The organism is Asanoa ferruginea (assembly GCF_003387075.1).
GTDB lineage: Bacteria > Actinomycetota > Actinomycetes > Mycobacteriales > Micromonosporaceae > Asanoa > Asanoa ferruginea.
In genome coordinates this window covers 3,869,855-3,882,396 of record NZ_QUMQ01000001.1, presented here as the reverse complement: position 1 = coordinate 3,882,396, position 12,542 = coordinate 3,869,855, and the positions used below count along the sequence as shown (strand labels likewise).

Here is a 12,542-nt window from a genome sequence, read left to right as displayed (position 1 = left end):
GTGGCCGTCCGGAGCCGTCAGGCCGTCCGGAGCCGTCGTCAGGGGCCTTCTGGTCCGAAGACGCCGTAGGCGACCCAGCCCAGGTCGGGGAAGCCGGCTGCCTCGGCCGCCTTCGCCGACGCGAAGTTGACCGGGTCGTGTAGGTAGGTCGGCACCGCGCCCTCGTCGAGCACCCGCCGGGCCGCCTGCGCGACCAGCCGGCGGGCCAGGCCCTGGCCGCGGGCGGCCGGCTCGGTGCCCACCGCGAGTTCGTTGCCGTAGGGGTCGTGCCGCTTGATGCCGACGCCGGCCAGGTAATCGCCGGCTTCGTCGCGGGCGATCAGCACCTCGTTGCCGAACGGGCGAAGCCAGCCCGGCACGGCCGGGTCGTTGACCGGCACCCACTCCCCCGCGTCGGGCAGCGGCGCCGGCTCGGTCGTGAAGCGGAAGACCGCACGCAGTGCTCGCCAGCCGTCGAAGCCGACCGCGCCGGGCAGCTTTTCGAGGAGGTCGGGCACCGGCAGGTCGGCGATGGCGCGAACGGCCTCGACCCGCTGCGGTGGCACCGAGAGCAACACACCGTCGGGCGAGCCGACGCCGACCGCCGGATGGATCGAGCCGTCCCAGGCCGGGCGCAGCCGTCTGTCGGAGCCGACGATCTGGAGCGCCTGACTGGTCGGCCATTGGCCCAACCACGTCACCAGGTGGTGGTAGAGGCGCGTGTCGAGCACCGGAACCTCCGCGATCAGTGGAAGCTGCGCAGCCGCAGGCTGTTGGACACGACGAACAACGATGAGAGTGCCATGGTCGCACCCGCGATCATCGGATTGAGCAACCCCGCCGCGGCAAGCGGAAGCGCGCCGACGTTGTAGGCCAGGGCCCAGAACAGGTTCCCCTTGATAACACGGAGGGTACGCCGGGAGAGACGGATCGCGTCGGCGGCGGCCATCAGGTCGTCGCGGACGAGTGTCAGGTCGGCGGCCTCGATCGCCACGTCGGTGCCGGCGCCCATCGCGATCCCCAGGTCGGCCTGGGCCAGCGCGGCGGCGTCGTTGACCCCGTCGCCGACCATCGCGACCACGCGGCCCTCGTCTTGCAGCCGCTTGACCGTGTCGACCTTGTCGGCCGGCAGCACCTCGGCGACCACGTCGTCGATGCCGACCGCTTTTGCGACTTTTTCCGCGGCGGCGGTGTTGTCTCCGGTCAGCAGCACCGGCCGCAGGCCGAGGCCACGGAGTGCGGCGATGGCGGCCGGGCTGCTCGGGCGGATCTCGTCGGCGAGGACAAGCTGCCCGCGTACGCGCTGATCGATCGCGACGGTGACCACCGTCTGGCCCGTCGCGGCCGGGCCGGTGTTCTCACCGGCGAACTCGGCGCGGCCGACCCGCACCTCGTGCCCCTCGACGATGCCGCTGACCCCCAGGCCAGGGGTCGAGCGAAACCCGGTCACCGCGGGCAGCGGGCGCTTCGCGGCGGCGGCGATCGCGCGCCCGATCGGGTGCTCCGAGGCGGCTTCGACCGCGGCGGCCAGGCGCAGCGCCTCGTCGTCGACGCTGCTCTCGATCATGGCGAGCTTGCCGGTCGTCACCGTGCCGGTCTTGTCGAGGACGATCGTGTCGACGGTGCGGGTCGACTCGAGCACCTCGGGACCCTTGATCAGAATGCCGCGCTGCGCGCCCCGCCCGGTGCCGACCAGCAGGGCGGTCGGCGTGGCCAGCCCGAGCGCGCACGGGCAGGCGATGATCAGCACGGCGATGCCGGCGGTGAACGCCGCGGCCAGGCCGCCGCCGGTGCCCCACCAGTAGCCGAACGTGCCGGCGGCGAGCACCAGAACGATTGGCACGAACACGCCGGAGATCCGGTCGGCGAGCCGTTGCACCTCGGCCTTGCCGCTCTGCGCCTGGCTGACCAGGCGGGCGATGTGTGCGAGTTGGGTCTCCGCGCCGACCTTGGTCGCGACGACCACCAGCCGCCCGTCGGCGTTGACGGTGCCGCCGGTGACCGGGTCGCCGGGCCCGACCTCGACCGGCACCGACTCGCCGGTGAGCAGGCTCTGATCGACCGCCGAGGCGCCCTCCTCGACCACACCGTCGGTGGCGATCTTCTCGCCGGGGCGTACGAGAAAACGGTCCTGCGGTTTGAGCTCGGTGATGGGCCGGACCACTTCGTGGCCGCCGCTTTCGAGCACGGTGACCTGCTTGGCGCCGAGGTCGGCGAGCGCGGCCAGGGCGGCACCGGCGCGGCGCTTGGCACGGGCCTCGAAATAGCGGCCGGCCAGCACGAACACGGTGACGCCGGCGGCCACTTCGAGGTAGATCGCGTCGGTGCCGGCGCCGCGTTCGAGGGTCAGCGAGAAGCCGTGCCGGACGCCCGGCTCGCCGGCCATGCCGAAGAACAGCGCCCAGATCGACCAGCCGAGCGCGGCGAGCGTGCCGATCGAGATCAGCGTGTCCATCGTCGCCGCGCCGTGGCGCAGGTTGACCCAGGCGGCGCGGTGGAAGGCGGCGCCGCCGTAGACCACGACCGGCGCGGCCAGGGTCAGCGAGAGCCACTGCCAGTAGGTGAACTGCCAGGCCGGGACCATGGCGAGCACGATCACCGGGATGGCCAGCGCGGCCGAAACGAGAAGTCTGTTCCGGAGGTCATGGGCCTCGTCGCGCGCTACGGGTGTCGCCTCTGCCTTTGCCTGCGCGGCCGTGTAGCCCGTTTTGCGCACCGTCTCGATCAACTGGTCGACGGTGACGCCGGCCGGTGCGGTCACGGTCGCGGTCTCGGTGGCGAGGTTGACGGAGGCGGTGACCCCGGTGAGCCGGTTGAGCTTCTTCTCGACGCGGGTCGCGCACGACGCGCAGGTCATCCCGCCGATAGCCAGCTCGATCCGGTGTTCCACGCTGTTCACCTTACCCCCGGGAGGTATCCCGATCGCCTGCCGGTTCATGCCGTTCCGCCCGTTTCGACCCCGTGGTGGCTCTCGTGGCCCTCGTGGCCCTGGTGATATTGATGGACGACGGCGTGCCCCCGCCCGCGGGAGATCATCCACCGGTTGACCGGCACGGTGACCACGGCGGCGACCAGCAACGACGCCGCGAGACTCACCCAGAACAGCCCGTCGGCCAGCCCGGCCGCCATCGCGCCCGGGATCACCAGCAGCATCCCGTTGTCGACCAGCTCCATCACGGCGATCGACACGGTGTCGGCGGCGAGCGCGACCCCGATGGCGGCCTTGACCGGCACGCCGGATCGCAGCACCGGCCGGATGGTCAGCGAGTAGCCGAAGAAGAACGCCAACACGATGGCCAACACGATCGTCACGGCGTTGGACAGGCCGAAGGCGGTGCCGATCACCATGCCCAGCACCTCACCGATGGCACACCCGGTCAGACAGTGCAAAGTCGCCGATACCGCCAACCGCGTCAGATTGTCCATGCGGCTCAGCATACCCCTGGGGGGTATCAAGTCAAGCCAATGGTGGTTGCGCCGAATCCTGAATAAGTTCAGAATTAACCCGTGGTGGAGACCCAGGAAGTGCAGTGGAGCGAGCTACAACGCGACCCGAGAAGCGTGGCGGCGCTTGCCGACTCGGGTGACGTGCGGCTGCGCCGCCGCGACGGCGTCCCCCTGCTGCTGATGCGCGAAGACCGCATGACCGCCGCCAGCGAGGGCGCCCTCGCTGCCGCGCGCACTCTCCGCAACGTCTTGACCCACCTGTCCGCGGAGCAAGCCGCCGAGGCGCTTTCCGACGAGTTCCCGTGGCTTGCCCTGTTGCCGACGCCTGACCTGCCGCTCTTCGTCCGTGACTTCGTCAAGGCCGCACAGATCTCGGCCGAACTCGGCCAGTGGGGCGTGCTGGCGCAGACGCTGCGCGAATGGAAGGCCACCGCGGCGGTCTACGCCGACCCCGCCCTCGCCCGCGACCTGACCCGTCCACTCACCGACGACCATGGCCCGGTTCCCGGGCCCGAGGTATGAGTCATGCCGGCCAAACGGGGAGACCGGGTCGCCCCGCCAGGGCAGCCCGGTGGCTGGGAGGCACGGTTCGCGACGTCGGAGGCGGCGAAGGGTTGGGAACAGCTCTGCCAAGCCGCCCGGGCCAACACCTGGGAAGCCTGGATCATCCTCACCGAGCGCCCGGACGCTCCGGAGAACCCGGCGCGTCAACACCGGCTGCGCGGCTCGCTGGCCACCCGCGCGATCGGCCGTGACGTGCTCGATCAATGGCAATACGAAGTCACCGCCGGTGGGCGGATCTGGTATTGCCCCGACCCGCGCCGGCGCATCGTGTGGGTCGTGGCGGCCTCGCCGGCACATCCCAAAGCCACGGAATAGCCGGCGCCCGCCGAGCTGGCGGGCGCCGGTCAGATCAGCTGGCCGACGAGGTGCGGACGAGCTGGCGGATCTGGCGTAGCAGCACCGACAGCGCGGCCAGGTCGGCGTTTGAGTCGCCGAACTCGCTGATCGCCTTCTTCGAGCGGCCCACAGCCGTGGCGTTCGAGCGTTCCCAGGCCGCCACCCGCTCCTCGACCGGTGCACCGTCCGGTGTGGACTGCAATACCCCCTGGGTCAGGGCTGCCAGCGCCGCGTAGAGGTCGTAGCGCAGCGCCATACGGGCCAGGGTCTGCCAGCGGTCTTCGCGGGGCAGCAGCGAGATCTTCGACAGCAGCTCGTCGACCCGCAGGTGGTCGCTCAGCACGAAATAGATCTGGGCCACGTCGCCCGGGCTGCGGGCCGTCACCCGGGCCGTCTCGACCACGTCGATCAGGCCGAAGCCGTACATCACCCGGGCCACGGCCGCGGCCAAGCTGGCCGGCATGCCGCGGGCCTCGACCTCTTCCATGTGTGCCAGCAACGCCTCGCGCTCGCTGCCCACGAACCGGGTGTCGAGCTGGCCGAGCAGGTCGGCCACCGCGGCGAAGCGGGCGATCTCGCCGGTCACGTCGAGTGGCGAGCGGCGGTTGGTGACCAGCCAGCGGACCGCGCGGTCGAGCAGGCGGCGCAGCTCCAGGTAGATCTTCGTCTGCGCGATCGTCGGCACCTGGTTGTCGAGCTTCTCGACCGCGGCCCACAGGTCGCGGAGGCCATAGACCTCGCGGGCGACCACGTAGGCGCGGATGACGTCGGCCGCCGACGCGCCGGTCTCTTCCATCGTGCGGAAGACGAACGACGTGCCGCCGCGGTTGACCACCTCGTTGACCAGCATCGTGGTGACGATCTCGGGGCGTAGGCGGTGGCCGGCCATCCGGTCGGCGTACGCCGCGCGCAGCGGGGTCGGGAAATAGCTGGCCAGCACGTCGAAGGTCCAGGCCTCGTCGACCACCGGGTCGGCCAGCACCTGGTTTTCCAGGTCGATCTTCACGTAGGCCAGCAGCACCGCGAACTCGGGCGCGGTCAGGCCGCCGGGGCGGGCGGCCAACTCCTCGTCGGTCGGCAGGCCCTCCAGCGCGCGGTCGAGCAGGCCGGACCGCTCCATCTCGATGATCATTCGGCGGTGCACCGGCAGCAGCGACTCCGCCTGGACCAGCGCGGTGCCCAGGGCGGTCGCCTGGCTGTAGTTGTCGCGCAGCACCAGCGCGGCGACCTCGTCGGTCATCTCGGCCAGCAGCTTGTCGCGGTCAGGCACGGTCAGCTCCCCGTCGGCGACCGCGCCGCCGAGCAGGATCTTGATGTTGACCTCGTGGTCGGAGCAGTCGACGCCGGCGGAGTTGTCGATGAAGTCGGTGTAGACGCGACCGCCGCGCAGCGCGTATTCGATCCGGCCGAGCTGGGTCAGGCCCAGGTTGCCGCCCTCGCCGACGACGCGCGCCCGCACCTGCTTGCCGTTGACCCGGATCGGGTCGTTGGCCTTGTCGCCGACCTCGGCGTGCGTCTCGGTCGAAGCCTTGACGTAGGTGCCGATGCCGCCGTTCCACAGTAGATCGGCGGGCGCTTGCAGGATCGCCTTCTGCAACTCCGGCGGGGACATCGCCGTAACCTCTTCGCCGAGCCCCAACGCCGCGCGGACCTGAGCGGAAATCGGGATCGACTTGAGGGTACGGGCGAACACCCCACCGCCCTCCGAGATCAGCGACTTGTCGTAGTCGGCCCACGACGAGCGCGGCAGATCGAACATCCGGCGACGTTCCACATAGGACGTCTCAGCGACCGGGGCCGGGTCGAGGAAGATGTGCCGGTGGTCGAACGCGGCCAGCAGCCGGATGTGTGGCGACAGCAGCATGCCGTTGCCGAACACGTCACCGGACATGTCGCCGACCGCGACCACGGTGAAGTCGGTCGTCTGGATGTCGGTGCCGAGGTCGCGGAAGTGCCGCTTGACCGACTCCCAGGCACCGCGCGCGGTGATGCCCATCTTCTTGTGGTCGTAGCCGGCCGAACCGCCGGACGCGAACGCGTCACCCAGCCAGAACCCGTGCGCCACCGAGATCGCGTTGGCGTAGTCGGAGAACGTCGCGGTGCCCTTGTCGGCGGCCACCACGAGGTAGGGGTCGTCGCCGTCGTGACGTACGACATCGGTCGGGTGTTTGATCTCGCCGCCCACGATGTTGTCGGTAACGTCGAGCAGCGCGGTGATGAACAGCTTGTAGCAGGTCACCGCCTCGTCACGGTCACCCGGCAACTGCTTGAGCACGAAGCCGCCCTTGGCGCCGACCGGCACGATGACGGCGTTCTTCACCATCTGTGCCTTGACCAGGCCGAGGACCTCGGTGCGGAAGTCTTCGCGCCGGTCAGACCAGCGCAGCCCGCCCCGGGCGACGGGGCCAAAGCGCAGGTGCACGCCCTCGAACCGGGGCGAGTAGACGAAGATCTCGAACTTCGGCCGCGGCGCGGGCAGGTCGGGCACCGCCTGCGGGTCGAGCTTGAAGGCCACATAGGACTTCGGCCGGCCGTCACTGCCGCGCTGGAAGAAGCTGGTGCGCAGGGTGGCCTGGATCAGCGTCAGGTAGGAGCGCAGGATCCGGTCCTGGTCGAGGCTGGTCACGTCGTCGAGGCGCTTGCCGATCTCGTCTACCAGTTGGGTCGCGCGGTCGCCACGCTCCTCATCGGACAGTGCGAGGCGGGGCGAGAACCGCACCTCGAAGAGCTCGACCAACCGGGCCGCGATCTCCGGGTAGGCGACGAACGTCGACTCCATGTAGTCCTGCGAGAAGACCGTGCCGGCCTGCCGCAGATATTTGGCGTAGGCCCGCAGGATCACCGCCTGCCGCCAGGTCAAGCCGGCCAGCAGCACGAGTTGGTTGAACCCGTCGACCTCGGCTTCCCGTCGCCAGGCCGCGGCAAAGGCGTTTTCCACATGCGGGCGTACGGCGGTCGGCAGCCCCTGCCCGGCCGGCAGCTCCAGGCCGAAGTCGTAGAGGTAGACGGTGCCGTCGGAGCGCTCGACCTCGTAGGGCCGCTCGTCGGCGACCCGCACCCCGAGCGAATGCAGCACCGGCAGCACGGCCGAGAGCACCATCGGCTCGCCGTAGCGGAAGACCTTGAACCGGACGTTGTCGTCGTCGCGGTTCTTCCGGAACAGGTGCATCTCGAGCTGGCCCGGCTCTTCGAGCAACTCCAGCTTGGCCAGGTCCTTGAACGCCTCGTAGGGGTTGTTCTCCTCCTTGTAGCCGTCCGGGAACGCGTCGGCGTACCTCGTGAAAAGCAGTTTGCCCTGCTCGTCGCCGAGTTTGCGGCTGAGCATCAGGGAGAAGTCGTCATCCCAGAGGCGGGTCGCCTCGGCCAGTTCCTCGGCCAGCGCGTCGATGTCGACCTCGCCGGGCGGGTTGGTCGGGTCGGTGCGCACCACGACGTGGACGCGGGCCAGCAGCGACTCGGTGACCCGGGTCGTGTAGTCGAGGCCGACACCGTTGAACCGGCGCAGCAGGATCTCCTGCATCCGGAGGCGGTTGTGCGTGGTGAACCGGTCGCGGGGCAGGTAGATCAGGCACGAGATGAACCGGCCGTAGCCGTCGCGGCGGACGAAGACCCGCAACTGGCGCCGGCCGGCCATCCGCAGCACGCCGATCACCGCGCGGTAGAGGTCATCGGTCTTGATCTGGAAAAGCTCATCACGGGGGTACGTCTCGAGAATCTGCAACAGATCCTTGCCCGAGTGGCTGCGGGGCGAGAGCCCGGAGCGGTCGAACACCTCGGAGACCTTGCGCCGGACCACCGGCAGGTTGCGCACGCTGGTGCGGTAGGCGGCGCTGGAGAACAGGCCGAGAAACCGCCGCTCGCCGATCACCTCACCGTTGGCGTCGAAAATCTTGAAGCCGATGTAGTCGAGGTAGGCGCTGCGCTGCACCGTCGCCCGCGAGTTGGCCTTGGTGATGATCAGGAGCCGCTTCTCCAGCACCTTGGCCCGCGCCTCGGGCGGCAGCGCCGTCAGGGCCAGCGGCGCCGGCTGGTCCTGGCGCAGGATGCCCAGCCCGGTGCCCATCTCGGCGGCCAGCACCTGCTGCCCGTCGTCGCCGGTCGCCAGCTTGTATTCGCGGTAGCCGAGGAACGTGAAGTGCTCGTGGGCCAGCCAGCGGAGCAGCTCGACCGAGTCGGTGATGTCCTTCTCCGGCACCGGCGGGCGGGCGTCGGTGTCGCGGATCTCCTCGAGCTCGTCGGCGATCGCCAAGGCCCGCTGCCGCATCCGGGGCCAGTCTTCGACCGCCTCGCGCACGTCGGTCAGCACCCGCACGAGCTCGCGCTCGAGCTGCTCGCGCTCGGTCGCGTCGCGGATCGCGTCGATCTCGACGCGCATCCAACTCTCGACGATGTCGCCGGCGATCGCGTCGTCGGGCTCGACCTCGGCGGCGACCTCGACCAGCTTGCCCATCGGCTCGCGGCGGACCACGACCAGCGGGTGCACCAGCAGGTGGATGTCGAGGTGCCGACCGATCAGCAGCGCGGTGACCGAGCCGACCAGGAACGGCATGTCGTCGGTGACGATTTCGATCACGGTGTGTGGCAGGTCGGCTACCGGCTCGGTGATCCGCAGCTTGAGCTGACCCGGCATCCGCTGCTCGGCCAGCTCGCGGTGGCTGCGCGCGGCGTCGACCATCTCCGCCGACGTGTAGCCGATCAGCTCCTCGTCGGGCGCGAACCGCCAGAACCGGGCGACCAGGGCGGCTTCGGGGCTGCCCGGGCCGGCGAGAGTGACCGCTTCGGCGGCCAGCCGCTCGGCGTTGGGCACGGGTTCGTCGAGCTCGCTGTCGGTGTCTAGCGCCGTGTCGTATTCATCAGAAATATCCTGCGACGTGCGCGTCTGACGCCGGTCCATCGGTGCCACTCCCCTCGAAACCCACCACGCTGTGGGCCACATCAAAGTTCAGCGTACGGCGGCGGCGACGGACCTTCGGCGCCGGATCAGGCTGTTCCTGAGTACGCATACTCTTACCCACTTTGCGCCGGGTACTAGGGTCCCTGGTGTCCCCGGGGGAAGGATCTGTTGGCATGCGTCGGTCATACCCGATGATGAAAAAACGCCCCAGCGCGGCGCTGGTGGGCCTCGCGCTCCTGGCCGCCGGACTCGCCGGTTGCTCCGGCGACTCCGGCCCCGACGAAGCCGTCGACGCCTTCCTCACCGGCTGGCAGCGTGGTGATCTCGCCCAGATCGCCTTCGTCGAACCCACCGGCGCGAAGATCGCCGCCACCGACGTGGCGAAGTCGCTCAAAGATCTCTCCGGCGAGCTGCCGTCGCCCGCGGTGCACCGCGACGGTTCCGTCGAAGAGGTCGAGAAGACCGCCACCGCGAAGATCAATCTCGACTGGACCCTGCCCGGCGGCACCCACTGGACCTATCCGTCGACGGTCCGGCTGACCCAGGGCAAAGACGACGTCTGGTCGGTGATCTGGGAGCCGGCGCTGGTCAACGCCAAGCTGAAGAGCGGCGACCAACTGGGCCTGCGCCGCCAGCGGCCCGACCGGGCCGGCGTCCTCGACGGCGCCGGCAAGCCCATCGTCGAGCCGCGCGACGTCGTGGTGGTCGGCGTGGAGCCGGCGGGCGTCGACGACCCGGCCGGGATCACTGCCGCTCTGGACAAGGCTTTCAAGTCGGTGCGCCCGGCGTTGCCGCCGATCGACCTCAAGGACCTGCCCAAGAAGATCACCTCGGCCGAGAACCCCGAGCAGTTCCTCGAGGTAGTCACCCTGCGCAAGGATGCCTACGATCAGATTCGGTCGAAGATCCAACCGCTGGAGGGCACCCGGTTCCGGGCGGAGAAGCGCGACCTGGCACCGACCCGCGCGTTCGCCCGCGCCCTGCTCGGCTCGGCCGACCCGGCCCTGAAGGAAGACATCGACAAAAACCCCGACGCGGTCGCGGAGGGCGACCTGGTCGGCCACGGCGGCATCCAGGGTGCGTTCGACAAGCAGTTGAGGGGTACGCCCGGCGTCTCCGTCGTAATCTCCCAGAAGGCACCGGACGGCGAAGTCAACGACGGCGAGGAGCTGTTCCGCGCCGAGCCGAAGCCCGGCACTCCGGTCAAGACGACGCTCGACGTGCGCACCCAGAACGCCGCCGACACGGCCCTGGCCGGAGTGAAACAGCGCTCGGCGCTGGTCGCGGTCCGGGTCAGCGACGGCGCGGTGCTGGCGGCGGCCAACGGCCCCGACGGCGGCTCGGGTGAAAACCTGGCATTCACCGCCCAGGTCCCACCGGGTTCGACGTTCAAGATGGTGAGCGCGCTGGGCCTGCTCGACGGCGGCAAGGTCACCTCGTCGACGGTGGTCAACTGCCCGCAGAACTTCACGGTCGACGGCCGCTCGTTCAAGAACTCGGAAAGCTTCGCGCTCGGCAAGGTCCCGTTCCAGGTCGACTTCGCGAAGTCCTGCAACACGGCCTTCGCTTCGCTGGCCCCGTCGCTGGGCCCCGACGGCCTGGCGGCAGCGGGACGTTCGCTGGGCCTGGAGGGCACCTGGGACCTGGGCGTCGACGCTTTCAGCGGCAAGGTCTCGACCGGCGGCTCCGACGCCGAACGCGCCGCGGCGGCCTTCGGCCAGGGCACCACACTGGTCTCCCCGCTGGCCATGGCCTCGGCGACGGCAGCGGTAGCGAAGGGCTCGGTAGTGCCGCCCTCGGTGATCGCCGACAAGCCGGCAAAGCCCGGCGCGGCGCTGAAGGCCGAGAGCCTAGACCCGCTGCGTTCGATGATGCGCCAGGTGGTCACGTCCGGGACGGCGACGGCCCTGAAGGACGTCCCCGGCGGCGCCGTGTCCGGCAAGACCGGCACGGCGGAGTTCGACGACAACCCAGCACACACGCACGCCTGGTTCGTCGGCTGGCAGGGCGACGTAGCGTTCGCAGTCTTCGTCGAAAACGGCGGCGGCAGCGGCGAAACAGCCGTCCCAGCCGCCGAACGCTTCCTCCGCGCCCTGCACTAACGATCACCCCTAGTCGGCCGCCGACCGGTCACCGGTCGGCGGCGCGCGACGCAGCCCGCCCGGTCGCACGTCCGCTGAAGCGGCGTCGCCGCCCCTAGGACGGCGTCCCTCACCTGGCCGGGGACCGGGCAGGTGTCTCTGCGGGCGTACATGTTCTTTTATGTAGCCACATGAAAGAACACGTACGCGGAAAGAGACCCACCCTCGGCTGCCCCGCGCAAACGGCGTTCAGGCCTCGTCGGCGGCTGGCTCGTCGTCAGGCGGTGTGCGGCGCAGCCCGCCTTGTCGCACGTCGGCGGTAGCCGCGTCGCCGTCATTGGCGCGGCGCAGCCGGCCGGGGCCGGGGCCGGTCGTGACAGCATCACCGTCCACCGCCCGGCGTAGCCCACCCGGTCGCACATCCGCTGAAGCGGCGTCGCCGACCGAAGGGCGGCGCAACCCGCCCGGGCGGTCGACCGCCGCCGCGTCGTCATCCGGCGCCTCGTCGGCGGCTGGCTCGTCGTCAGGCGGGGTGCGGCGCAGCCCGCCCGGTCGCACGTCGGCGGTAGCCGCGTCGCCGTCATTGGCCCGGCGCAGCCGGCCAGGGCCAGGGCCGGTCGTGACAGCATCACCGTCCACCGCCCGGCGTAGCCCACCCGGTCGCACATCCGCTGAAGCGGCGTCGCCGACCGAAGGGCGGCGCAACCCGCCCGGGCGGTCGACCGCCGCCGCGTCGTCATCCGGCGCCTCGTCGGCGGTGGCAGCGTCGACGGCGCTCGACCGGCGGAGATCGCCGGGGCGGTCTTCGGGCGCCTCATCGTCTTCCGCAGAACGCGGCAAATCATCTCGCCGGATATCGGCCAAAGCGGCCTCGGCGTCCGCCGAACGACGCAGACCGCCCGGACGGGCGTCGGTGGTCGCCGTGTCGCTCGCCGCGGAACGGCGGAGGCCGCCGGGACGCGGATCCGTCGCAGCGTCGCCAGCGGTGGCACGGCGCAAGCCGCCCGGGCGGGTGTCGCTCGTGCCCGCGTCACCGTCCGCGGAACGCCGCAACCCACCCGGACGCACGTCACTCGTCACCGCATCGCCATCCGGGGCGCGGCGTAGGCGGCCGGGGCCGGCCGCGTCAACGGCGGCGCCGAGCGGAGCGGCCAGGATGTCGGCCGCGGACCGCCGCTTGCGGGCGTTTCCGGCATCGCCGGAAAGCACGTCGAAGGCGGATCGCCGCTGCCGCCCGATTG

7 protein-coding genes are annotated in these 12,542 nt (G+C 70.5%); 3 read left to right on the top strand and 4 right to left on the bottom strand.

Translation table 11 applies throughout. The annotated features are described in order from the left end of the window. Positions 1 to 38: 38 nt before the first annotated feature. From DFJ67_RS18170 to DFJ67_RS18160, 3 genes are read right to left on the bottom strand one after another with little or no spacing between them, the layout of a single operon-like run. Positions 39 to 710, bottom strand: coding sequence for a GNAT family N-acetyltransferase (locus DFJ67_RS18170; protein WP_116069079.1), 672 nt, complete (start codon positions 708 to 710; stop codon positions 39 to 41). A gap of 14 nt (positions 711 to 724) precedes the next feature. After that, complete coding sequence (locus tag DFJ67_RS18165; protein WP_116069078.1) at positions 725 to 2,917, bottom strand: heavy metal translocating P-type ATPase; 2,193 nt, start codon at positions 2,915 to 2,917, stop codon at positions 725 to 727. After that, a complete protein-coding gene (locus DFJ67_RS18160; RefSeq protein ID WP_239097207.1) occupies positions 2,914 to 3,405 on the bottom strand; it encodes a DUF4396 domain-containing protein in 492 nt (163 codons plus the stop codon). Before DFJ67_RS18160 ends, DFJ67_RS18165 begins: the two co-directional genes overlap by 4 nt. Positions 3,406 to 3,486: 81 nt before the next feature. Between DFJ67_RS18160 and DFJ67_RS18155 the strand changes: the two genes are divergently transcribed. Next, the gene (locus tag DFJ67_RS18155) at positions 3,487 to 3,948 is read left to right on the top strand and encodes a hypothetical protein (protein ID WP_147315538.1); all 462 of its coding nucleotides are present in this window, start codon (positions 3,487 to 3,489) and stop codon (positions 3,946 to 3,948) included. A gap of 3 nt (positions 3,949 to 3,951) precedes the next feature. Continuing rightward, positions 3,952 to 4,305 (top strand): hypothetical protein, encoded by a 354-nt coding sequence (locus DFJ67_RS18150; protein ID WP_116069075.1) that lies wholly within the window; start codon positions 3,952 to 3,954, stop codon positions 4,303 to 4,305. Between the two features lie 34 nt (positions 4,306 to 4,339). Here DFJ67_RS18150 and DFJ67_RS18145 read toward each other — a convergent pair whose 3' ends face one another. Beyond that, positions 4,340 to 9,220: an NAD-glutamate dehydrogenase gene (locus tag DFJ67_RS18145; protein ID WP_239097206.1), complete on the bottom strand. Its 4,881-nt coding sequence runs from the start codon at positions 9,218 to 9,220 to the stop codon at positions 4,340 to 4,342. 173 nt (positions 9,221 to 9,393) lie between these two features. Between DFJ67_RS18145 and DFJ67_RS18140 the strand changes: the two genes are divergently transcribed. After that, a complete protein-coding gene (locus DFJ67_RS18140; protein WP_116069073.1) occupies positions 9,394 to 11,322 on the top strand; it encodes a penicillin-binding transpeptidase domain-containing protein in 1,929 nt (642 codons plus the stop codon). The last annotated feature ends 1,220 nt before the right edge of the window (positions 11,323 to 12,542 follow it).

Bases quoted from the DNA above. Each gene is read 5' to 3' on its own strand.
- DFJ67_RS18160 (WP_239097207.1), bottom strand. From the start codon at position 3,405: ATGGACAATCTGACGCGGTTGGCGGTATCGGCGACTTTGCACTGTCTG.
- DFJ67_RS18145 (WP_239097206.1), bottom strand. From the start codon at position 9,220: ATGGACCGGCGTCAGACGCGCACGTCGCAGGATATTTCTGATGAATAC.
- DFJ67_RS18165 (WP_116069078.1), bottom strand. From the start codon at position 2,917: ATGAACCGGCAGGCGATCGGGATACCTCCCGGGGGTAAGGTGAACAGC.
- DFJ67_RS18150 (WP_116069075.1), top strand. From the start codon at position 3,952: ATGCCGGCCAAACGGGGAGACCGGGTCGCCCCGCCAGGGCAGCCCGGT.
- DFJ67_RS18140 (WP_116069073.1), top strand. From the start codon at position 9,394: ATGCGTCGGTCATACCCGATGATGAAAAAACGCCCCAGCGCGGCGCTG.